Source organism: Bradyrhizobium commune (assembly GCF_015624505.1).
Classification (GTDB): domain Bacteria; phylum Pseudomonadota; class Alphaproteobacteria; order Rhizobiales; family Xanthobacteraceae; genus Bradyrhizobium; species Bradyrhizobium commune.
The window spans coordinates 1,632,067-1,653,857 of sequence record NZ_CP061379.1 but is presented as its reverse complement, the minus strand read 5'-3'; the positions used below and the strand labels follow the sequence as shown (position 1 = coordinate 1,653,857).

Below are 21,791 nucleotides of genomic sequence, written 5' to 3'. Positions count from 1 at the left end.
CGCTAATCCACTGTCGCGCCGGAGGCTTGAACGAGCTTGCCCCACTTCGCGGTCTCGTCCGTCATGAACTGTCCGAAAGCGGCGCCGAACTCGGCGCCAGGCTCGGCGCCAAGCTCGGCCAGCCGCTTCTTGACGTCGGGCAGCTTCAGGATGATTTCGAGCTCGCTGCTCAGCTTGGCAAGCACCGGCGCGGGCGTCTTGGCCGGCGCCACCAGCCAGAACCAGGACGACGCCTCGAAGCCGGGAACGGTCTCCGCGACGGTCGGCACCTCGGGCAGCGCGTCCGCGCGTTTGGCGCCCGCAACCGCGATCGCGTTGATCGCCTTGCCCTGCACCTGCGGCAGCACGGCCGGCATGTTGTCGAACATGAAGGGGATCTGCCCCGCAAGCAAATCGTTCATCGCCGGCGCGGCGCCGCGATAGGGCACGTGCACGATGTCGATGCCGGCCATGCTCTTGAGCAGCTCGCCGGCGAGATGGTTGGTCGAGCCGATACCGGACGAGCCGAAATTCAACGTTCCGGGCTTGGCCTTGGCGAGCGCGATCAGCTCACCGACGTTCTTGGCCTGCACCGATGGATTGACGACCAGCACGATCGGCACCGAGGCGATCAGCGCCACCGGCGCAAACGCTTTCGCAGGGTCAAACGGCAGCTTCTTGTAAAGGGAGCCATTGATCGTCAGCGGCGGCGGCGCGGTCAGCAGCAAGGTGTAGCCGTCGGCCTCCGCGCTCGCGACCGCCTCGGCGCCGATATTGCCGCCGGCGCCGCCGCGGTTCTCCACCAGGAAGGTCTGGCCGATCCGCTCGGTCAGCTTCTGCGCGACGATACGGGCGATGATGTCGTTGGAGCCACCCGCCGGGAACGGGACGATGATCTTGACCGGACGGGTGGGATAGTCCTGAGCTACCGCGGCGCCGCAAGCCAAAATGACCGTGCAGGCGGCAAGAAGGGAACGGCGCAATATCCCGCGCATGGGCATTTCCTCGATGTTTGTCTTGTTATTGATTGTGCATCACGCGGTCAGCAACGGCCTCAATTGTCCGACGTCGTCAAGCCGCTCCAGATTGCCGATCTGCGCGATCAGCTTCTCCGCCCTGTCGGCACCCAGCACCGGTGCGATCAGGTCCCGCGTCTTCGCAGCGACCGCTTCCGTGCTCAGCGGATTTTCCTTGGTGCCCGGCGGGTATTTTGTGAAGTGCTCGACCGTCTTGCCATCGCTCAATGTCACCTGGACGACAGCGCCGCGGGGCGCGGCCGGATCCATCAGCGCCTTGTCGCCGGCCAACGTCACCTTGGCGCGCTGCTCGACGATCTTTGGGTCGTGCATCAGCGCGACGTCGTGGCTGTCGTTGAAGGAGACGGCGCCCTTCACCAAGGCGACTGCGATGAGATGCTGGCAATTCACATCAGGCATAGCGCTCTCGCCCACAATTCCCATCGCATCGGTCGGCAGCTTCACCAGGATATTCCGCACGTTATCTGGCGTGAGGCCGTGCTGCTTGCGCAGCGTGAGCATGGCATCCAGAGGCGACTGGATGGGATAGCCGACCGAGAAGGTCTTGATCGCGGTTTCCGTGACATAGAACAGCTTGCCGAGATCCTTCACCATTTCCTCCGGCTTCGGATCGGTTGAGAGCGCAATGAAGAGATTATGGGTTCCGTCGAGCACGTCATCGACACCGGTGAGGCCGTTCTTCACCATGTCGACGGCCATGACGCCGTTGCGCGCGCCCATACCGGCGAAATCAAACGCCTTCTCGATGTGGTCGTGATCCTTCACCCAGCTCCACAGGCCGGAGACCTGCTGCGACGAATAGGAGATCGCGTAGCGCATTCCGGTCTCGTCGAGCTGCGCCAGCGACGCAGCGGCGCCGAGCGCGCCGAAGGTCGACGACGTGCCCTCGGCGCTCCGATGCGTGCCGCGCACGAGATCGGGGCCCAATGCCATCAGCAGGCGGCAGGTCAGGTCGTATCCGAGCGCGACGGCGCGAATGACATCCTGTCCGCTGCGATGCTCCCGCTCGCCGATGGCGAGCGCAGCCGGCACCACCGAGCAACCCGGATGCGCCTTGGTCACCGGCTCGAAATCGTCGGTCTCGTCCGCATGCGCACACATCGCATTGGCCAAAGCCGCGTTGACTGCCGTGGTGCGGACGTCGGAGCCAACCACGGAGGCCTGCGCATCGCCGCCGAGCGTGCGAACGTATTTCAGCGCCATCTCGCCGGGCTTCATGCGTGAGCCCGAGATCATCGCGCCGAGCGTGTCGAGGATGCGGTGCTTGCATTCGCGCAGCACCTGCTCGGGCAACTCCTGGTCGCGCGCGGCGACCATGTAGCGGGCGAGCCGCTCCGTCACACCCGGACCTGCGGCGAAGGTGGCGCGGCCGCCGGTCGCGGCCAGAGCGGCAATCGAGCCGGCGGATTGCAGGAAACGACGGCGTGACGGCATGGCTCTCCTCCGCGATCAGACCGCGACCGACATTTTTGCGATCTCCGCCGCGCTCGGCAGGTTCTCGACATTCCAGCAGGCATCCATCACACGCCGGGCCGTTGCGGCCGGGATGATGCCCTCGGCAAGGTCGGAGAACTTGGTCTCGAGCTGCTTGTCGGTCATCGGCACCTCGACGCTACCGATCGCATGCTCGATGTAGCGGTTGAGCTTGCGGCCGTCCTTGAGCACGATGGTGAGATCGACCTGCTCCGGCTTGATGCCCGACGTGATCACCGGATTGACCTTGCCGCGCAGCGCGACGATGGTCGGATCGGTCACCGCGCGGTCGCTGAACTGCTTCTCGCCGCCGGCACCTTCGACGATGGCGACTGCGACCGCGTGGTATATGCTGAACTTGCCTTCCAAACCCTGGCTCGGCGTCTTCTTGCCGGTCAGCTCCAGCACCAGCGGATGCACCTTGAGATCGACCCGCTCGATCTGGTCGGCCGTGACCTTGTTCTCATTGCGCAGCTGGATCGCCGCATCGATCGCGGGATGCATGACGATACCGCAGGCGAACGGCTTGTAGGTGTTGAGCGCGGACTCGTAGCGCTTGCCGAGATCGCCCAGGATCTCGTTATAATCCTGCTTGGTGCTGATGGTGTTGGCCCAGCCGCGCTTGGCCTCGATCATCGCATCCGACGACGTAAAGTTCTTCGAAGCCAAAATGGCGGCAAAGATGCCGCTGGATGCGGCACGGCCCGGATTAAAGCTCTTGTTCATCGAGCCGAAGGATTCGCGCAAGCCGACTGGCTGCGATGCGGCGAGGCCCAGCGCCCAGGTCATCTGCTGCTCGTTCAGCTTCAACAGCTTGCCGACGGCGGCAGCCGAGCCGAACACGCCGGCGGTGCCGGTGATGTGCCAACCGACATCATAGTGGTTCGGGTAGACGGAGTTGCCGATCCGGCACTCGGTCTCGACGCCGAGCACCAGCGCGTTCAGGAATTCCTTGCCCGAGACCGGCTGCATTTCCGACAGCGCGAGGATGGCCGAAGCCACGGGACCGGCGGGATGGATGATCGTCTTCAGGTGTGTGTCGTCATAGTCGAAGATGTGGCTCGACACGCCATTGATGAAGGCGGCGTTCATGATGTCGAACCGCTCGCGCCGGCCGAACAACGAGGCCTGCTGCGGCCCCGAGAACGGCCCGAGCGCGGAAACCGCGATGTCGACCGTCTCGTGATGCGATCCGCCGATGGCGACGCCAACCCAGTTCAAGAGCGTACGGACGCCCTCTTTCCGGACATTGGCCGGGAGATCGTCATGGCTTGCGGTCACGAGATAATGCGCCAGCGCACGCGTGACCTCTTTTGGCGGCGCAGCAGCGGGAGCTGCGGCCGGAGCTTGCGCAAACGCAGCGTTGGCGCCGACGGTCGCGAGCGGAAGCGCGGCCGCCGCCTGCAGTAGGGTCCTGCGATCAGTGTGCATAAGCGGCCTCCTTGACCTTGATCGACACGAGCTTGGCGGCGAGACGAACCGCGCTCTCCAGCGCGCCGGTGTTGGCCACACCTTGGCCTACGATATCGAATGCCGTGCCATGCGACGGCGTCGTGAAAACGGTCTCCAACCCGGCGGTCACGGTGACGCCGCGGTTGAAGCCGCGCAGCTTGGTCGCGATCTGGCCCTGGTCGTGATACATCGCGACGACGCTGTCGAACTCGCCGGCGAAGGCGCGGATATAGACGGTGTCGGCAGGATACGGCCCGGTGCAGGCGATGCCGGTCTTCGCGGCAGCTTCGACCGTCGGCCGGATCATCTCGATCTCGTCGCGGCCAAACAGCCCGCCCTCGCCGGCATGCGGGTTGAGGGCTGCGACCGCAATGCGCGGCTTGACGACGCCGGATCTCTTCATCATGCGGTCGACCAGCTCGATCGCATCGGTGATGCTTTCCGGATGAATGCCATTCAGCGCCTCGCGCAGCGACTGGTGCCCGGTGACGCGCGACATCCACTGGCCGTCGAGCACGTTCATCTCGGAGAAATAGGTCTTATGCCCGAGCAGGCTTGCGAACATCTTGTGCTCGTCGGGATACTTCCAGCCGCCGTCAAACATCGCGCGCTTGTTGAGCGGCGCGAAGGTGATGGCGTCGACCTCACCAGCCTTGGAGAAGTCGATCGCGCGCGACAGCGTCTCGCCGGTGAGACGGCCCGACTCGGCGCTGGCCTTGCCGAGCGGAAATTTCGACGGATCGGTGTTGCCGAGATCGACCAGCTGCACCGTCCCGCGGCCCCAATTCGCCGCCTTGGGCGAGGAGATCCGCTCGACTTTGAGCTTCACGCCGGCATGCTCCATGCCCATCTCGAGCACGCGGGCGTCACCGACCACGACGAGGCGCGCCGCATCGGCGAGACGGTCGTCGGAGAGGATGCGCGCAATCTGCTCGGGGCCGATGCCGGTGCAGTCACCGGGGGTCAACGCGATGACGGGGAGTTCGCTGGTGCTGGTCGACATATTGGAAACCTTGGATCCTTACTTCACTGCCTGGGTTTGCGCGGCGGACTGAATCCAGTCCTCGCGGTTGAATTCGCCGTCCCATTTGGCAACCACGATCGAGGCGACCGCATTGCCGATGGTGTTGGTGATGGCGCGCGCCAGCGACATGAAGCGATCGATGCCGAGCAACAGCGCCAGGCCCTCCGCCGGCAGGCCAGCGGCAACCACGGTCGCGGCGAGCGCGGCGAACGCGCCGCCGGTGACGCCGGCCGCACCCTTGCTGGTGAACAGCATCACCACGAACAGGCTCAACTGCTGGCCCGGACTCAGCTCGATGCCGTAGACCTGGGCGACGAAGATCGTGGAGAGCGGCAGCGTCAGCGCAACGCCGTCGAGATTGAAGGAATAGCCGGAGGGAATGACGAGGCCTGCGACCGCGCGGCCGACGCCCGCTTTCGGCAGCTTCTCCATCATGCCGGGGATGGCGGTCTCCGACGACGAGGTGCCGAGCACGACGAGCAGCTCGGTACGCAGCAGGCGTAGCAGGTCCATCAGGCGGATGCCGACCAGACGGCAGATCGTGCCGAGGATGACGAAGATGAAGAATGCCATCATCGCCCAGGCCGTGCCGACCAGGAGCGCGAGCGCATAAAGCGTCGCCGCGCCGAACTTCGCCACCGTAAACGCCATAGCGCCGAACGCACCGATCGGCGCCAGCGCCACCACGACGTGGACGACGCTGAACACCAGCTCGGTCACGCGCTCCAGGCCGGTCCGCAACGGCGCGGCCTTGTCGCCAAGCAGCAGCAGGCCGATGCCGCAGAGCAACGCCAGCACGAGCACCTGGAGCACGTCACCGGCCGCGAAAGCGCCGACAAAGCTTTCGGGGATCATGTGCTGAATATAGGCGGAGAGTGATCCGACATGGGCCTGCTGATAGCGCGCCACCGTCTCGGCCTGCTGAGCCGTGGCATGGGCGACGCCGGCGCCGGGCTGCACCCAGCGCACCACGACGAAGCTGATCAGCAGGCAGATCGTCGTCACCACCTCGAAATAGGCGAAAGCCTTGAGCCCGATGCGGCCCACCGCCTTCATGTCGCCGACCTGCGCGATGCCGGTGACCACGACCAGGAAGATCAGCGGCGCAATCGTCATCTTGATCAAGGATATGAAGACATCGCCGAGCGGCTTGAGCTCCACCGCAAAGTTCGGAAGCAGGGCGCCCAGCAGCGCACCGAGCGCCGCGCCGGCGACCACCAGCACATACTGCTCGCGCCAGAGCGGCTTGCGGCGGCGTTCGGAAACCGGGCTCGGTATGGGCTCAGACAGCGGCGTCGCGGCGACCTGCAATTTGCTTTCCTCCAACGGCATCGTTGCGCCATGCGGCGATGGCGCTTTGTTCTTGTCTTTCGATGCCCTTTACATTGGACCAGCGGCACCAGAGGCGCTAATGCCGTATCGGAATGAATTGAGGACAGAACGTTATTATGAACCTGATCTGGCTGGAGGATTTCCTGGCCATCGCCGAGGAGCGCGGGTTCTCCCGCGCCGCCGAGCGCCGGCACGTGACCCAGCCGGCGCTGAGCCGCCGCATCAAGTCGCTCGAGGAATGGCTGGGAACGCCGCTGTTCGAACGTTCCACCCACACGGTGACACTCACGGCCGCGGGCGAGAGCTTCCGGCCAGTGGTCGAGGACGTGCTGCGCCGGGTCCAGGTCGGACGCGAGGAGGCGCTGGAAGTGGCGCGACTGAAGGCCGAAACCATCGCCTTCGCCGCCACGCATGCATTGTCGCAAACCTTCTTCCCGGAATGGATCCGCAGCACGGAAAGTGCACGGGCCGGCGCGGCGGTTCAGCTGTTCGCCTCGAACTTCGCCGGCTGCGAGAAGCTGCTGCTGGATGCGCAGGCGCATTTCATGCTGGCGCACTATCATCCGTCGCTGGTGAGCCGGCTCGACATGGACCGCTTCCAGCGCATCGATCTTGCGACCGACGTGCTGATCCCGATCAGTGCACCGATCGCAAGGCCGGGCCGCGGCGCACGTCGCAAGAAGGCGCAGCCCCGCTACGCCCTGCCCGGCGCGTCCGGCGCGCCGCTGCCCTATCTCGCCTATCACCCGGGCTCTGGCGTAGGACGACTTGTCACATCGTTCCTGGCGACGAAGGATCCGGCGGCCTGGCTCGCCCCCGGCTTCGCCGCACCGGTCATGCTGCTGATCGACATGGCGCGCGAGGGGCGCGGCGTGACATGGGCACCGATGAGTCTCGTCCGCGCCGATCTCGACAGCGGCCGCCTGCTACGCGCAGGCGGCGCGGATTGGGACATTCCGATCAGCGTCTCGCTGTTCCGCACCCGCGCCCGGATGACCCGGGCGGCGGAGAATTTCTGGAATGCGGTCAGGAAGGGCCGACCCGGCGCAAAATCCGTCTCTTCAGCATCACGGGCGAAATGAGCCCTAGCATGGAACTTGCATAAATTCTGGGCGATATGGACGCCGCATGAACCTCATCAGTCTCGATATTCGCATGCTCCGGTCGCTGATCTCGGTGGTCGAGACCGGCAGCATCACCGAGACCGCGCGCCGGCTGGGCCGCACCCAGCCGGCGATCACGCTGCAATTGCAGCGGCTGGAGGAATTGACCGGCAAGCAATTGTTCGAGCATAGCGGCCGCAGGCTGACGCTGACCGACGATGGCACCACGGTTCTCACCTACGCGAAATCCATCCTGCGGTTGCATGACGAATTGATTTCGCAGCTGGCGTCGCAGGAAATCGAGGGCCAGGTCGTGCTCGGCACGCCCGATCTCTACGCGGCGTTCATGCTGCCGTCGATCCTCAGCGTGTTCCGAAAATCCTTTCCGCGCGTCCAGGTCGAGCTCAACTGCGCGCTGTCGACGCCGCTGGTCGGCCTCGTCAAGCGCGGCGATGTCGACATCGCGCTCGTCACCCGCATGAACGATTTCACCGGCGGCCAGGTGGTGCGGCGCGAGCAACTGGTCTGGATGACCGGCGAACAATCTGCCGCGCACCAGGAACGCCCGATCCCGCTGGCGCTCTTGCCACCAGGCAACATCTATCGCGACTACGCGATCGACACGCTGGAGCGCGCAAATTTGCGCTGGCGCATCGCCTGCGTCAGCGAGAGCGTCGGCGGCCTCCAGGCTGCGGCATTCGCCGGCATGGCCGTCACCGTGCTTGGCCGCAGCGCACTGGTGCCGGCAATGCGCGAGATCGGCCCGAACGAGGGCCTGCCGCCGCTGCCGAAAATCGAGCTGCTGCTCTACAAGTCCAGCGGCGCCACCTCGAAAGCGGCGACCGCGCTGCACGACTATCTCGCGCACTATCTGCGCCTCGACGAAGAGCTCAGCGGCCGCGGCGCGCCGATCGAGTTGTCCTGAACCCTAGGCCTTGGCGCGCGCGGCACTCTCGCGCAACGCCAGCTGCGGCCAGAATTTTGCCCAGGGTTGCGCCTGCTCGAATGCGGCTGCGATGCGGAAGATCGTGGGCTCATCCAGCCAGGGTGCAACGATCTGAAGACCGATCGGCATTCCATCGCGGTCAAAACCGCAGGGCAGCGTCGCGGCCGGAAGGCCAGCGAGATTGATTGGCCAGGTGAAGGGCGACCAGCCGAGATGCGGATCGACCTTGCTGCCATCGATCTTGTCGACGCCGATCTGGCCGGCCTCGAACGCGGTCACCGCCACCGTCGGCGTCACCAGCGCATCGACGCGCTCGAACAGCTTCAGGAACGCGTTGCGGGCCTGGCCGCGGCGGTATCCGGCCTCGACATAGTCTGTGCCGCTGTAATGCCGGCCGGCGCTGACGACGTCGCGATAGTCCGCTTCGGAGCTTGCAAGATCGGCCGTGCTCTTGCTCGCAACGGCGGCTGCCTGCTCGGTGAAGGCGATCGGCTTCAGCGTGTGTTCCAGAATGCCGGGATCCAGCCCCGGGCCGTCCATGGTGACCTGTGCGCCGCAGGCATCGAGAACCGTCAGCGCCTTGGCGAAGGCCGCGCGCACGTCGGGGCTGATCGCAGCGTAGCCGAGATCGACGCTGGCGCCGATGCGAATGCCATTCAGCGAAACGGCATTGATGTCGAAGCGGCGAGACGGCACGGGGAGGCTCGCGGCATCGCGCATGTCGTAGCCCGCGATGATCTCGAGCGTCAGCGCGGCATCCGCGACCGTGCGCGTGATCGGTCCGGTATGCGCGAGCGAGGCCCAGGACGGCGGCGAGAAGCCGGGCGAACGCGGGACCAGGCCAAAGGTCGGCTTCAGCCCGAACACGCCGCAGAACGACGACGGCACGCGGATCGATCCGACGCCGTCGGTGCCGATCGCAATCGGGCCGCAGCCCGCGGCCACAGCCGCCGCAGCACCTCCGCTCGATCCACCGCTGGTGCGATCAGGATTCCAGGGGTTGCGTGTCGTGCCGGTGACGGGGCTGTCGGCCGTCAGCTTGTAGCCGGACTCACAGGTCGTGGTCTTGCAAGTGACGATCGCGCCGGAGGCCTTCAGCGCCGACACCACCGCGGCATCCACCTCAGGCACGAAGGCCTTGTTCATCGGCGAGCCGGCATAGGCCGGCACGCCCGCCACGAAAACGAGATCCTTGATCGTAACCGGTACCCCGGCGAGCGGCCCTTTGGCTTCGCCGGCGCGCATCTCCTTTGTGAGACGGTCGGCCTCCGCCCGTGCCTGCTCGAACATCGGCGTCACCACCGCGTTGCAGGCCTCGTTCGTCGCCTGAAGCGCGGCAATGGTGTCGTCGACGACATCGCGCGGCGTGAACGCCCTGCGCCGGTAGCCGGCCATGATCTCGGTTGCAGAAAGCGCGCCAAGGCCAGTCGGCGCCGGCGGGAAGGCCGTTCGGCCGGTACCATCAGTCATCATCAACCCTAAAGAGCTAGCTGAGCGCCGCGTCGACGGCGCGCTTGGTCATCACCGTGACGAGATGCGCCCGGTAATCGGCTTCGGCGTGGATATCGGAGGTGAGGCCGTCGGTATCGATCCTGATCGCCGCGATCGCGGACGGATCGAAGCTCTCCGATAGCGCCACCTCCATCGGCGGCACGCGGAACACGCCGGGACCCGCACCGGTTACGGCGACGCGGACGCGATCGGCGAATTTCGCGACGAACACGCCGACCAGCGCATAACGCGACGCCGGCGCCTTGAACTTTGCGTAACCCGCCTTGAGGGGCACGGGAAATCGGATCGCGGTGATGATCTCGCCGGGTTCAAGCGCAGTCTCGAACAGGCCCAGGAAGAACTTGTCGGCCGCGATCTCGCGCGTGCTGGTGATGATGGTGGCGCCGAGACCGAGCACGCCGGCCGGATAATCGGCCGCCGGATCATTGTTGGCAACCGAGCCGCCGATGGTGCCGCGGCTGCGCACGGCGGGATCGCCGATCATCGAGGCGAGCGCGGCGAGCCCGGGGATTTTTGTTTGCACGAGCTTCGAGGCAGCCACCACCGCATGCGGCGTCATCGCGCCGATGGTGATGGTCGCGCCATCCTCGGTGATGCCCTTGAGCGAGCCGAGCTTCGAGAGATCGACCAGCGCGACGGGGCTGGCCAGCCGCTGCTTCAGCGTCGGGATCAGCGTCATGCCGCCGGCGACGAGCTTGCTGTCCTCGATCGAGGTCAACAGCTTGGCCGCGTCGGGGATCTCGCCGGGTTGATGATAGGCAAACGGTTTCATTGTTGTCCTCCCTATTCCGCAGCGACCGGCAGCGACGCGTTTTGCAGCAGGCGCCAGATCCGGTTCGGCGTCGCCGGCATGTCGACATGGGTGACGCCGAGATGCGCGAGCGCATCGACCACGGCGTTGATGACGGCAGCCGGCGATCCGATGGTGCCGACCTCGCCACAGCCCTTCACACCCATTGGCGTATGCGTGCAGAGCGTGGAGTGGGTCGCGACCTTCATCATCGGCAGATGGTCGGCCCGCGGCATGCAGTAATCCATCAACGAACCCGACAGCAGCTGGCCCGAGCCTTCGTCATAGACGGCGTTCTCGTACAACGCCTGGCCGACACCCTGAACGATACCGCCGTGCAGCTGGCCCTCCACGATCATCGGGTTGATGACCGTGCCGACGTCGTCGACCGCGGTGTAGTTGACCAGCGTCACCGTGCCCGTTTCGGGATCGACCTCGACCTCGGCGATGTGGCAGCCACCGGGATAGGTAAAATTGACGGGATCGTAATAGGCCTGCTCTTCGAGCCCCGGCTCCAGCACTTCGAGCGGATAATTGTGCGGCACGTAGGCCGCGCCCGCGATCTCCTCGAACGTCTTGCTGCGATCCGTGCCGGCTACGGAAAATTTTCCGCTCTCGAACTGGATATCGACCTCGGCGGCTTCGAGCAGATGAGACGCGATCTTCTTGCCTTTGGCGATCACCTTGTCGGTGGCCTTCGACAGCGCAGCGCCACCGACCACCAGCGAGCGCGAGCCATAGGTGCCCATGCCGAACTGCACGCGATCGGTGTCGCCGAACACGATGTCGACATTCTCGAAGGCGACGCCAAGCTTGTCCGAGACGATCTGCGCGAACGTGGTCTCATGGCCCTGGCCGTGATTGTGCGTACCGATCATGACCGTCACCTGCCCGGTCGGATGCACGCGCACCGTGGCGCTTTCATAGAGGCCGCCACGCGCACCCAGCCGCCCTGCGAAGCGCGACGGCGCAAGGCCGCACGCCTCGACATAGGTCGAGTAGCCGAGCCCGCGGAATTTGCCCTTGCTGGCCGAGGCCGCCTTGCGCACGCCAAAATTCTTGACGTCGGCTGCGACCAGCGCGCCGTCGAGGCAGCCCATTGGGTCGCCGGAATCGTACTGCACCAGCACGGGCGTCTGGTAGGGATAGGCTTCCTTCGGGATCATGTTGCGGCGGCGAATCTCGACGCGGTCGATGCCCATCTCGCTGGCTGCGACATCGACGATGCGCTCCAGCACGAAGGTCGCCTCGGGCCGACCCGCGCCGCGATAGGCGTCGACCGGAACGGTGTTGGTAAAGACCACCTTCACATTGCAGTAGATCGCGGGGGTCATGTAGACGCCGCCGAGGAGCGGGCCGTAGAGATTGGTCGGGATGTTCGGCCCGAAGGTCGAGAGATATCCGCCCATATTGGCGAGCGTCTTGACGCGAAACGCCAGAAACTTTCCGTTTTCGTCGAGCGCGAGCTCGGCTTCGGTGACGTGATCGCGGCCGTGGCGATCGGAGACGTAGCCCTCCGAGCGGCTCGCGACCCATTTCACCGGCCGCATCACGCGCTTGGCAGCCCAGGTGATCACGGCCTCTTCGCCGTAGTGGAACTGCTTGACGCCAAAGCCGCCGCCGACATCGGGCGCGACCACGCGCAGCTTGTGCTGCGGGATGTTCAAGACCAGAGCGCCCATCAGGAAGCGCACGACATGCGGGAACTGGCTGGTGGTCCACAGCGTGAAGCGGTCGGTGCCGGGCTCGTATTCCGCGATCGCCGCGCGCGGCTCCATCGGGTTGCCGATCAGGCGGTTGTTGACGAGGCTGAGCTTTGCGACATGCGCGGCCTTGCGGAACGCTGTTTCGACCGCCGCCTTGTCGCCGAGCTCCCAGTCGCAGCAGATGTTGTTCGGCACATCGTCGAACAATTGCGGCGCATCCGGCCGCACGGCTTCGAGCACGCCGACCACGGACGGCAGCACCTCATAGTCGATCTTCAACAGCTCGGCTGCGGCGTTCGCCTGCTCCGGCGTCTCGGCGATCACGAAGGCCACCATGTCGCCGACGAAGCGCACCTTGCCCTGCGCCAGCATCGGGAACGGCGGCTCCTTCATCGGCACGCCCTTGGCGTCCGTGATGCCCCAGCCGCAGGGCAGCGAACCCAGGCCATCGGCCTTGACGTCGTCGCCGGTCAGCACCGCGATCACGCCGGGCGATGCCAACGCCGCACTCTTGTCGATACTGCGCAGCACCGCATGCCCATGCGGCGAGCGCACGAACACGCCGGCGGTCACGCCGGGGCGCTTAATGTCGGAGACGTAATTGCCGCGGCCGGTGAGGAAGCGCTGATCCTCCTTGCGTTTCGGTGAGGCGCCGATCCCGATCACATTGCCCATGGTCACTCTCCCTTGGCGGCGTTCATGGCGGCGGCGCCGGCCATCACGGAAACCACGATGTTCTGGTAGCCGGTGCAGCGGCAGATGTTGCCTTCGAGGCCGTGGCGGACATCCGCCTCCGTCAGGTCCGGTTTCTCGGTGGCGAGCGCGACCGCGGTCATCAGCATGCCCGGCGTGCAGAAGCCGCATTGCAGGCCGTGATGCTCGCGAAACGCCTCCTGCATCGGATGCATCTGGTTGGAGCCCGGCGCGCCTTGCAGGCCTTCGATGGTGAGCAGCGTCGCGCCGTCCAGCGCCGGCGCCAGCAGCGTGCAGCTCTTCACCGGCAGACCATTGAAATGCACGACACAGGCCCCGCACTGGCTGGTGTCACAGCCGATATGAGTTCCCGTGAGATTGAGCTGCTCGCGCAAGAGCTCGGCGACGAGCGTCGCCGGTTCGACGTCCACGGTGGTTGGCCGGCCGTTGAGAGTGAAGGATATCTGCACGGTCATACTCCTGTGCGCGACGGGTCTTTAGGCGAGTGGAAGCGCGCTGCCGGTGGCCCATGTGGCCATGACGACATCGCCGACAGTGAAGGGATCTGCGAAGAAAGTCTTTTCCGGCACATAGGCGACGAACTCGTCGTCAGGCACAGTATCGAGCATGACCTTGACGAAATAGCCCTGGTATTCGATCGCGAGCACGCGGCTTGGGAGCGACGTGGTATAGCCGGGCGGCAGGTCCTTGCCGGGCCGGACCAGCGCGATATCGTCGCGGCGCACGGCAATGTCGACCTTGTCGCCGACGCTGACAGTCGGCCGTGCCTGGAGCGGCACCTCGATGCCCGAGGGGGCCGCCTGCGCCAGCGTGAAGCTCGCGCCGTTGACCTTCTCGACCCGGCCCGACAGCACGTTCTGCCCTCCCATGAACTCGGCGACATAGCGGTCGTGCGGATGGGCGTAGACCTCTCGCGCGGCGCCCGCCTGCTTAATCTTGCCCTGCTCCATCACCACGACGAGGTCCGCAAGCGCGATCGCCTCGAGCTGGGTGTGGGTGACGTGGATGAAGGTGATGCCGAGCTCCCGCTGCATCCGCCTGAGCTCCTGGCGCATCTGCACGCGCAACTGCTCGTCGAGCGCCGACAGCGGCTCGTCGAGCAGCAGCACCCGCGGCTCGGTGATCGCGGCGCGCGCCAGCGCCACGCGCTGTTGCTGGCCGCCGGAGAGCTGCGCCGGCAGGCGATCGGCGAACTGCGTCAGCCGCACTTTTTCGATCATGGCGTCCGCGGCGCGCAGACGATCCGTCTTGGACATCCCGCGCACCCGCAGCGCGAAGGCGATGTTGTCGCGCACGGTCAGATGCGGGAACAGCGCGTAGGACTGGAACATCATCGCGGTGCGCCGCTGCACGGGCGCCAGCCCGACGACATTCTGGCCGCCGATCACGATCTCACCGGCGGTCGGATCCTCGTGGCCGGCGATCATGCGCAGGATGGTGGTCTTGCCGCAGCCGGAGGGGCCGATGAAGCAACAATAGGCGCCGTCCGCGATCTTGAGGTTGACGCCGTCGACCACATTGGTCACGCCGTCAAAGCTCTTGCAGACGCCTGCCAGCTCGATATCGCCGCGATCGTTCTTCATTCCAAGCTCAACCCTTTACCCGGCTGCCGCGCTTCTTCTGGATCAGCACGATGGTGCCGAGGCTTGCACCGATGACGACGAAGGAGACGATGGTGGTCACCGTGCCAAGCGCGTAGAGCGAGGGCGAAGTGACATTCAGCGTCATGCTCCAGATTTCCAGCGGCAGCGTATTCAGCGAGCCCGCGGTCTGAAGGCTGCGCGCGAACTCGTCGTAGGAGAGCGTGAAGCCGAACAGCGCGACTGCGACCAGGCCGGGCGCGAGCACCGGGATCATCACCAACCAGATCGACTGCCAGCGGCTGGCGCCGAGGTCATAGGCCGCCTCCTCCCAGACATGGTTGAAGCGCGACATCACCGCGAACATCACGAGCACGCCGAACGGCAGGGTCCAGGACAGCTGGGCGCCGAGCGCCGACGTGTACCAGCTTGCATTCAGCCCGAGCGCCTGGAACAGGAGACCCGTGCCGAGACCGAGCACGAGGCCGGGCGCAACGAGGCTGCCTATCATCATGTAGAACACGACCGTGTCACCGCGAAAGCGCTTGCGGAAGCCGAGGCCGGCCAGAAACGACACCACCACCGTGATGATGGTGACGATGACCGCGAGCTTGATCGAGCGGTCGAACGAGCCCTTGACGTCGCCGGTCCGCACCTGGGTGAAGAGATCGACGAACCAGTGCAGCGAGTGCCCCTTCATCGGAAACACGAGGCCGCCGCGGATATCCTGGAACGACAGGATGTAGATACAGAACATCGGCCCGTAGAGCGCGATCACATAGAGCGAAAACAAGGTCGCCAGCACGTAGAACGTCCAGGGCCGGCCGCCCTTGCTCGGCGCAATTGCCTTGGTCGTCGCGGGCGACACCGTCTCCGGCATGTCGGCGAGAACCGCGCTCATTGCGTGATCTCCTGCCGGATGTCGACGGTGCGCAGGATCAGCGAGACGATCGCGACCAGAACCAGCGTCAGCAACACTGCGCTCGCCGCCGCGCTCGGATATTGCAGCACGCCGACGTCCTCGTAGAACGCGCTGACCACCGAGGCCGAGCCGCCGCCGGACATCACCTTGACCACGAAGAAGTCCCCCATCACGATCGAGACCACGAAGATGGTGCCGAGCGCGATGCCGCTCTTGGACATCGGCACCACGATCAGGCGCATGATGTCGAAACGGCTGGCGCCGGCATCGATCGCGGCCTCGATCAGCTTCTTGTCGATCCGCGCCATGGAATTGAAGATCGGCACGATCATGAAGATCGTGAGCTGGTGAACATAGGCGATGACGACCGCGAGGTCGGAGAACAGCAGCACTTCCAGCGGTTGATGGATCACGCCGATCGCCAGCAGCGCCTGGTTGATCAGGCCTTCCTTGCCGAGCAGCGGAATCCAGGAAATCATCCGGATGATGTTGGAGGTCCAGAACGGCACGGTGCACAACAGAAACAGGCCGATCGCCAGCAACTGGTTGCGGACGTGGAACACCAGGAAATAGGCAACGAAGAAGCCGATGATCAGGGTGAAGATCCAGGTCAGCAGCGTGAACTTGATCGTCGCGAGATACAGCTTCAGCGTCAGCGCCGAATGCAGTACCTCGACATAGCTTGCGAGCGTGAAGCCCGGCGTCAATCCACCAAAGCCGTCGGTGGCGAAGAAGCTCGCGGCCAGCACCACCAGGATCGGCGCCACGAAGAACGGCACGAGCACCAGGACCAGCGGCGAGACGTAGAGCCAGCCGGCGAGATTGGCGCGTGGTTGAGCTTGAGCTGGACTCGAACTTGACTGCATGTCAGCGAACGCCTCGAAGTCGGTCTTTCGCACCGGCGCGTGACGGCGCCGGTGCATCTTTAAGTCAGGGAAAGCAGGTTTCAGGCCACCTTGAAGTCGTTCCAGCGCTTGTTCATGTAGGCCGCCTCGTCCATCAGCGTGTTCCAGCACGAGATGTTCTTGACGCGGTCGAGGAACGAGCCGCCGTCACGCTTGGTGCCGGCCTTCTCCATCGCAACGCCATAGGGATCGTTGACCACCTCCGGCGCGGGCTGGCCCTCGTACCAGAACGCCCATTCGGCCGGCGTCAGGAACTTCTTCGCGGTCGACGGCACCGGGCTGTAATAGCCGTAGCGCGCGACGAAACCGCCCTGCCAGCCCGAGAGATACCAGTTGAGATATTCGTAGGCCGCATCGAGCTTCTTGCCGGAAAGATGCTTCATCAGGCCCATGCCGTTGCACCAGCCGCGATAGCCTTCCTTGCCGTTCTTGACGTTGACCGGCGCATAGACGCAGGGGATTTCCTTGACGCGGACGGCCGCGACCGCCGGCGACCACATCGACTGGATGATCACCTCGCCCGCCGCCATCAGCTGCACCGACTGGTCGAAGGTGGTCCAGGTCGCGCGGAACTGGCCCTGCTTCTTCAGCTCGATCAGCTTGTTGCAGGTGAAGTCGATCTCCTCCTTGGTCATGTTGCCCTTGTTGCCGTACTTGATCAGTCCGGCACTTTCGAAGCACAACGCGGCGTCCATGATGCCGATCGCGGGCACGTCGAGGATTGCGGCCTTGCCCTTGAACTTGGGATCGATCAGATCCTTCCACTCGGTGACTTCGTGGCCGACGAGGTCGGGCCGATAGCCGATCGAGTCGGCGTTGTAGACCTGGGGCAGGAAGGTCGCCCATTCGGTAACGCCGTCGTTCAAATCGGTTGAATCGGGCTTCGCGATGTACATCGCTTCGTAGGGCGAGATGCCCTGGCGCGGGATCTTGTGGCCGTCGATCTCGCCCTTGGTGAAGATCGGCAGGATGTTGTCGAACTCCTTGATCTTCTTGACCTCGATGCCCTGGATCACGCTGCGCTTGGCGGCGAGCTTGGCCTGCCAGCCCTCGAGATCGGCGATGTCGACCGTATTAGGCTGGCTTATGAAGCGGTTGATGGCCGCGGAGGTGTCGAGATTCTGCATCGTCACCTTGAAGCCGAGATCCTTGGCGGCCTGGTCGCCGATCGCCTTCACCACCGAATAGGAGACGCCGACATGGCGCAGCTCGATGTCCTTGATCTCCTGCGCCCAGATGGTCGGGAATCCGCGGATCGCGTCCGACCCGGCGGCTGCGCCCGCAACCGCGGCAGCACCCTTCAACAGCGTGCGCCGGCTCAGCTTTTTCGAAGACTTCACGTCCGTTCCCGCCGGATCGGAGGTGGATGTCCGCTTATCCCTGTCAAGCATGGCAACCCTCATTGGTTACGATGAACGCCCGCACCGATCGCCATTGACCGGCTGCGATGTGATCAATTGCCCGCGAGGCTATGGGCGGGATTTTGCGAAGTAAAATTGGAAGTAAAAATTCGTCGTATAAACGCGGCTAATGGATTTGGCCGCTGCTTTCGCTTTCGGCAGCGCGCATAAGAAGGCGTCAGGACGTGCATACAAGGCCGGCGATCGCGCGACGCCGCCGCATGCGCATCGCGCGCATGATCGGCGCCGCATTGCTTGTCGCGGCGATCGGTCGCGCGACACATGCAAGTGAACTCGTGATCGCGCCTTCGCGCATGACGATGATCGGCACGGTCGACGCTCGCTTCCAATCCTACAATATCGAGATGGTCGAAGTGACCGGCGGCCGCTTCTGGAAACCTTACGCGCAAGGCCACATGCAGCACGATCGCTACAGCGACAGGCCGCCGATCGATCTTGCCAACGCACGCCTTCGCAAGCTCGCCGCAGCATTGTCGCCCGCTTACATGCGCGTCAGCGGCACCTGGGCGAATGCAACCTATTTTGCGGACGGCGACAGCGCGCCGACGACACCGCCTGCCGGCTTCAAAACCGTGCTCAGCCGCGCGCAATGGCATGGCGTCATCGGCTTCGCGCGCGCGGCCAATGCGGAGATCGTGACGTCGTTTGCGGTCAGTCCGGGCAGCCGCGACGCCGGTGGCGCGTGGTCGCCGGACCAGGCGCAGCGTCTCATCGATGTCACGCGCGCGCTCGGCGGCCGCATTGCCGCCGTCGAATTCATGAACGAGCCGAATTTGGCGGCGACCAATGGCGCGCCGCCGGGATATGATGCGAACGCCTATGGCCGCGACACCGGGGTCTTCCGCGCATGGATCCGGCGCGCCTCGCCGGAGACGTTGATCCTGGGCCCAGGCTCCATCGGCGACTCCGCCACTGGCATCCGCACACGCGATCTGCTTGCTGCGTCAGGACCAGGCCTCGATCGCGTCTCCTATCATCACTACAACACGCTCTCGCCCCGCTGTGGCGTGCATGACGATCCCGCGCAGGCTCTGTCGGAAGACTGGCTGGCGCGCACCGACGCCACATTCGCGACACACCGCGCGCTGCGCGACGCGTACGAACCGGGCAAGCCGATCTGGCTGACGGAGACGGCTGACGCCGCCTGCGGCGGCAATCCATGGGATGCGAGTTTTCTCGACACGTTCCGCTATCTCGATCAGCTCGGACGCCTCGCGCGGGCCGGTGTGCAGGTGGTCATGCACAACACGCTCGCGGCCAGCGACTACGGTTTGCTCGACGAGGGGACGTTTCGCCCGCGGCCGAATTATTGGGCCGCGCTGCTGTGGCATCGACTAATGGGAACGACCGTGCTCGATGCGGGAGCAACCTCGACGCCCGGCCTTCACATCTACGCCCATTGTCATCCCACGACCAAGGGCGCCGTGTCCGTGCTCCTCATCAACACGTCGCCGAACGCGTCACGCGCCGTAACGCTGGCAAGCGTCGCTGAGCGCTATACGCTTCGGGCGCACAGCTTCCAAAGCGCGACCGTCCGGTTGAACGGCGAGACACTGAGACTGGCCGCCAACGATGAGCTGCCACGCCTTGCGGCGCGCAAGACTGCGGCGGGCCGGCTCCGCCTGCCGCCGGCCAGCATCACCTTCCTGGCGATGCCGGATGCTGCCGCCTGTCGCTAAGGCAAGCGCCTATTTCAGGCTGTCGCGCGCCGTCTCCGGCGCCATCAAGGTCGCGATGATCGTGATGATCGACAGCGCGATGATGTAGACCGACACCGCCCAGTACGATCCCGCCCAGGCCAGCAGCGCGGTCGCGATCAGTGGCGAGAAGCCGCCGCTGATGGCGGCTGCGACATTTGCGCCCAGCGATGCACCGCTATAGCGTACCTGGGTGCGAAACAGCTCCGGCATGAAGGCGGCCTTCGGTCCGAACAGCAGCGCGTGCGTCAAGGTCATCGTGACGACGAGCGCGAGCGTGATCAGCACCGGCTCTTTCGTATCAAGGAACCAGAACAGCGGAAACGCCAACGCCACCGAAAACACGCCGCCGGCGAGATACAGCGCCTTGCGGCCGAAAATGTCGGAGAGCCAGCCGGCGAGCGGCAGCGTCGCGAACTCGACGATCGCGGCATAGACCACCGCATCGAGGATCACCTGGCGCGGCAGGCCGAGCTTTGTCGTGGCGTAAACCACGGTGAAGACGGTGAGCAGATAGGCAAGGCCCACCTCCGACACCGTGATGCCGATCGCCAGCAGAAAACTGCGCCAGTCGCTGCGAAGTACTTCCATCACCGGCTGCGCCAGCACCTCCTTGCGCTCGACAACCTCCTTGAAATACGGCGTCTCCGCGAGCTTGAGCCGCACGATGAAGCCGACGCCAACGAGCAGAATGCTGATCAGGAATGGCACGCGCCAACCCCAACTCAAGAAGTCCGCTTCGGGTAGTTTCGTCATCAGGCCAAAGATGCCGGTGGAGGCGGCAACGCCGACGGGAAAGCCGATCTGCACCAGGCTGCCATAGAAGCCGCGGCGGTTGCCGGCATGCTCGGCCACCATCACCACTGCACCGCTCCATTCGCCGCCGAGCCCGATGCCCTGGATGAAGCGCAGTATGACGAGCAGGATCGGCGCCCAGACGCCGATCTGGCTGTAGGTCGGCAGGCAGCCGATCAGGAAGGTGCCGAGCCCCATCGCGATCATGGTCGCGACCAGCATCTTCTTGCGCCCGAGCCGGTCGCCGTAATGCCCGATGATCGCGCCGCCAATTGGCCGGGCCACGAAGCCGACCGCATAGGTCGAGAACGCCGCCAGCGTGCCGACGAAGGGGTCGAAGCTCGGAAAGAACAGCTTGTTGAGCACCAGCGCCGCGGCGGTGCCGTAGATCAGGAAGTCGTACCACTCGATCGCGGTGCCGAGCGCGCTCGCCCACACCACATGCGCCGTCGCCGATTTCTCCGTCGCCGGGGCGACCCCCGTTGCAGCCGTCATGCCATGCCCCACAATTTCCGAGCCGCATCATGGCCAATCGCGACGAGGGTTGCAACCTGCGGCGGTGTTGCTGCCGGCGATGACCCCAATGAGAGATATTCGTGCATTGCTGCTCACAGCCTTACCTCTCCTTCACCGGCACCGTGTAGTTCAAAATCAGCCGTCCGCCATCCGGATAGATGGTCTGTCCGGTGATATAGGACGCATCGTCGCTGGCGAGGAAGGCCACGACCGACGCAACCTCGCTCGGCTCGCCGCCGCGGCCGGCCGGCGTGCGCGACATTACGGTCCTGCGGGCATCCTCGGACGTGTAGATCGAGGACGTCACCATATCGGTCAAAATCGTGCCCGGCCCGACCGCGACGACGCGGATGTTGTGCGGGGCGAGCGCGACGGCGGCGACCGATGTGAGCTGCTTCATGCCGCCCTTGGACATGGCATAGGTCGCAAGCGCCGGGATCGCCAGCAGCGCGTTCACCGAGGACATGTTGATGATGACGCCGCCGCCACCCTGCGCGATCATCTGTTTGGCCGCGGCCTGCACGCCGAAGAACGCGCCCTTCAGATTGATGCCGATGATTTCGTCGAATTCCTCTTCCGAGATCTCGAGGATGTCCCGGTTGCGCGCGACGCCGGCATTGTTGACCATGATGTCGAGCCGGCCGAACTCTTTCACGGCGGTTGCAACGAGCTGATCGATGTCGGTGCGCTTCGCGACATTGCCGACGACGGTGCGCAAATTGTCCGGCCGCCCCAGCTCGGCGGCCGTCGCGGCAAGGCCCTCGGCATCGACGTCCGAGATGACGACCTTGACGCCGTCATCGAGGAATCGCTTTGCACAGGCCTTGCCGATGCCGCGTGCCGCGCCGGTGATGGCGGCGACCTTGCCGGATGGTTTCATGGGTCTT

General features: G+C 64.9%; 18 protein-coding genes. 3 read left to right on the top strand and 15 right to left on the bottom strand.

Features of this window, described 5'->3' with window-relative positions; genetic code table 11:
- Positions 1 to 2 precede the first annotated feature (2 nt).
- The 5 genes from IC761_RS07855 to IC761_RS07835 are packed head-to-tail and all read right to left on the bottom strand — an operon-like array spanning position 3 to position 6,276.
- Positions 3 to 974: a Bug family tripartite tricarboxylate transporter substrate binding protein gene (locus IC761_RS07855; RefSeq protein WP_195802692.1), complete on the bottom strand. Its 972-nt coding sequence runs from the start codon at positions 972 to 974 to the stop codon at positions 3 to 5.
- 39 nt (positions 975 to 1,013) lie between these two features.
- Complete coding sequence (locus IC761_RS07850) at positions 1,014 to 2,450, bottom strand: MmgE/PrpD family protein (RefSeq protein WP_195802691.1); 1,437 nt, start codon at positions 2,448 to 2,450, stop codon at positions 1,014 to 1,016.
- A 15-nt stretch (positions 2,451 to 2,465) separates the two neighbouring features.
- Entirely contained in the window at positions 2,466 to 3,920 is a 1,455-nt protein-coding gene (locus tag IC761_RS07845) for an MmgE/PrpD family protein (RefSeq protein ID WP_195802690.1), read from the bottom strand.
- A complete protein-coding gene (locus IC761_RS07840; RefSeq protein ID WP_195802689.1) occupies positions 3,910 to 4,944 on the bottom strand; it encodes a PdxA family dehydrogenase in 1,035 nt (344 codons plus the stop codon). The genes IC761_RS07845 and IC761_RS07840 overlap by 11 nt, the downstream gene beginning before the upstream one ends.
- Positions 4,945 to 4,962: 18 nt before the next feature.
- The gene (locus tag IC761_RS07835; RefSeq protein WP_246791462.1) at positions 4,963 to 6,276 is read right to left on the bottom strand and encodes a cation:dicarboxylate symporter family transporter; all 1,314 of its coding nucleotides are present in this window, start codon (positions 6,274 to 6,276) and stop codon (positions 4,963 to 4,965) included.
- Positions 6,277 to 6,413: 137 nt separating this feature from the next.
- Here IC761_RS07835 and IC761_RS07830 point away from each other — a divergent pair, with 137 nt between their 5' ends.
- Positions 6,414 to 7,379, top strand: coding sequence for a LysR family transcriptional regulator (locus IC761_RS07830; RefSeq protein WP_195802687.1), 966 nt, complete (start codon positions 6,414 to 6,416; stop codon positions 7,377 to 7,379).
- A gap of 46 nt (positions 7,380 to 7,425) precedes the next feature.
- Positions 7,426 to 8,325, top strand: coding sequence for a LysR substrate-binding domain-containing protein (locus IC761_RS07825; protein ID WP_195802686.1), 900 nt, complete (start codon positions 7,426 to 7,428; stop codon positions 8,323 to 8,325).
- A gap of 3 nt (positions 8,326 to 8,328) precedes the next feature.
- Here the strand turns inward: IC761_RS07825 and IC761_RS07820 are convergent, their stop codons facing one another.
- The 8 genes from IC761_RS07820 to IC761_RS07785 all read right to left on the bottom strand — a co-directional run bounded on the left by IC761_RS07820 (position 8,329) and on the right by IC761_RS07785 (position 17,866).
- Positions 8,329 to 9,816 (bottom strand): amidase, encoded by a 1,488-nt coding sequence (locus IC761_RS07820; protein WP_195802685.1) that lies wholly within the window; start codon positions 9,814 to 9,816, stop codon positions 8,329 to 8,331.
- A gap of 16 nt (positions 9,817 to 9,832) precedes the next feature.
- The gene (locus tag IC761_RS07815) at positions 9,833 to 10,630 is read right to left on the bottom strand and encodes an FAD binding domain-containing protein (RefSeq protein WP_195802684.1); all 798 of its coding nucleotides are present in this window, start codon (positions 10,628 to 10,630) and stop codon (positions 9,833 to 9,835) included.
- 11 nt (positions 10,631 to 10,641) lie between these two features.
- On the bottom strand, positions 10,642 to 13,029 hold the full coding sequence (locus IC761_RS07810; protein WP_195802683.1) for a xanthine dehydrogenase family protein molybdopterin-binding subunit: 2,388 nt from the start codon (positions 13,027 to 13,029) through the stop codon (positions 10,642 to 10,644).
- A gap of 2 nt (positions 13,030 to 13,031) precedes the next feature.
- A complete protein-coding gene (locus IC761_RS07805) occupies positions 13,032 to 13,523 on the bottom strand; it encodes a (2Fe-2S)-binding protein (protein WP_195802682.1) in 492 nt (163 codons plus the stop codon).
- A gap of 21 nt (positions 13,524 to 13,544) precedes the next feature.
- The gene (locus IC761_RS07800; protein ID WP_195802681.1) at positions 13,545 to 14,651 is read right to left on the bottom strand and encodes an ABC transporter ATP-binding protein; all 1,107 of its coding nucleotides are present in this window, start codon (positions 14,649 to 14,651) and stop codon (positions 13,545 to 13,547) included.
- 7 nt (positions 14,652 to 14,658) lie between these two features.
- Entirely contained in the window at positions 14,659 to 15,549 is an 891-nt protein-coding gene (locus IC761_RS07795; RefSeq protein WP_195802680.1) for an ABC transporter permease, read from the bottom strand.
- The gene (locus IC761_RS07790; RefSeq protein ID WP_195802679.1) at positions 15,546 to 16,436 is read right to left on the bottom strand and encodes an ABC transporter permease; all 891 of its coding nucleotides are present in this window, start codon (positions 16,434 to 16,436) and stop codon (positions 15,546 to 15,548) included. The genes IC761_RS07795 and IC761_RS07790 overlap by 4 nt, the downstream gene beginning before the upstream one ends.
- 80 nt (positions 16,437 to 16,516) lie before the next feature.
- Positions 16,517 to 17,866 (bottom strand): ABC transporter substrate-binding protein, encoded by a 1,350-nt coding sequence (locus tag IC761_RS07785; protein ID WP_195802678.1) that lies wholly within the window; start codon positions 17,864 to 17,866, stop codon positions 16,517 to 16,519.
- Positions 17,867 to 18,060: 194 nt separating this feature from the next.
- Here IC761_RS07785 and IC761_RS07780 point away from each other — a divergent pair, with 194 nt between their 5' ends.
- Positions 18,061 to 19,575 carry a glycosyl hydrolase family 79 N-terminal domain-containing protein gene (locus IC761_RS07780; RefSeq protein WP_246791461.1) on the top strand — a complete coding sequence of 505 codons (1,515 nt, stop codon included), beginning with the start codon at positions 18,061 to 18,063 and terminating at the stop codon, positions 19,573 to 19,575.
- A gap of 9 nt (positions 19,576 to 19,584) precedes the next feature.
- Here IC761_RS07780 and IC761_RS07775 read toward each other — a convergent pair whose 3' ends face one another.
- Both IC761_RS07775 and IC761_RS07770 read right to left on the bottom strand, forming a co-directional pair.
- The gene (locus IC761_RS07775) at positions 19,585 to 20,883 is read right to left on the bottom strand and encodes an MFS transporter (protein WP_195802677.1); all 1,299 of its coding nucleotides are present in this window, start codon (positions 20,881 to 20,883) and stop codon (positions 19,585 to 19,587) included.
- 121 nt (positions 20,884 to 21,004) lie between these two features.
- Positions 21,005 to 21,784, bottom strand: coding sequence for an SDR family NAD(P)-dependent oxidoreductase (locus IC761_RS07770; protein WP_195802676.1), 780 nt, complete (start codon positions 21,782 to 21,784; stop codon positions 21,005 to 21,007).
- Between the last annotated feature and the right edge of the window lie 7 nt (positions 21,785 to 21,791).

What these genes read in the sequence shown, in the direction of transcription:
- IC761_RS07845 (WP_195802690.1), bottom strand. Translation starts at nt 3,920, where the DNA reads ATGCACACTGATCGCAGGACCCTACTGCAGGCGGCGGCCGCGCTTCCG.
- IC761_RS07810 (WP_195802683.1), bottom strand. Translation starts at nt 13,029, where the DNA reads ATGGGCAATGTGATCGGGATCGGCGCCTCACCGAAACGCAAGGAGGAT.
- IC761_RS07850 (WP_195802691.1), bottom strand. Translation starts at nt 2,450, where the DNA reads ATGCCGTCACGCCGTCGTTTCCTGCAATCCGCCGGCTCGATTGCCGCT.
- IC761_RS07795 (WP_195802680.1), bottom strand. Translation starts at nt 15,549, where the DNA reads ATGAGCGCGGTTCTCGCCGACATGCCGGAGACGGTGTCGCCCGCGACG.
- IC761_RS07825 (WP_195802686.1), top strand. Translation starts at nt 7,426, where the DNA reads ATGAACCTCATCAGTCTCGATATTCGCATGCTCCGGTCGCTGATCTCG.
- IC761_RS07815 (WP_195802684.1), bottom strand. Translation starts at nt 10,630, where the DNA reads ATGAAACCGTTTGCCTATCATCAACCCGGCGAGATCCCCGACGCGGCC.
- IC761_RS07790 (WP_195802679.1), bottom strand. Translation starts at nt 16,436, where the DNA reads ATGCAGTCAAGTTCGAGTCCAGCTCAAGCTCAACCACGCGCCAATCTC.
- IC761_RS07820 (WP_195802685.1), bottom strand. Translation starts at nt 9,816, where the DNA reads ATGACTGATGGTACCGGCCGAACGGCCTTCCCGCCGGCGCCGACTGGC.
- IC761_RS07775 (WP_195802677.1), bottom strand. Translation starts at nt 20,883, where the DNA reads ATGACGGCTGCAACGGGGGTCGCCCCGGCGACGGAGAAATCGGCGACG.
- IC761_RS07855 (WP_195802692.1), bottom strand. Translation starts at nt 974, where the DNA reads ATGCGCGGGATATTGCGCCGTTCCCTTCTTGCCGCCTGCACGGTCATT.
- IC761_RS07840 (WP_195802689.1), bottom strand. Translation starts at nt 4,944, where the DNA reads ATGTCGACCAGCACCAGCGAACTCCCCGTCATCGCGTTGACCCCCGGT.
- IC761_RS07805 (WP_195802682.1), bottom strand. Translation starts at nt 13,523, where the DNA reads ATGACCGTGCAGATATCCTTCACTCTCAACGGCCGGCCAACCACCGTG.
- IC761_RS07830 (WP_195802687.1), top strand. Translation starts at nt 6,414, where the DNA reads ATGAACCTGATCTGGCTGGAGGATTTCCTGGCCATCGCCGAGGAGCGC.
- IC761_RS07770 (WP_195802676.1), bottom strand. Translation starts at nt 21,784, where the DNA reads ATGAAACCATCCGGCAAGGTCGCCGCCATCACCGGCGCGGCACGCGGC.
- IC761_RS07800 (WP_195802681.1), bottom strand. Translation starts at nt 14,651, where the DNA reads ATGAAGAACGATCGCGGCGATATCGAGCTGGCAGGCGTCTGCAAGAGC.
- IC761_RS07785 (WP_195802678.1), bottom strand. Translation starts at nt 17,866, where the DNA reads ATGCTTGACAGGGATAAGCGGACATCCACCTCCGATCCGGCGGGAACG.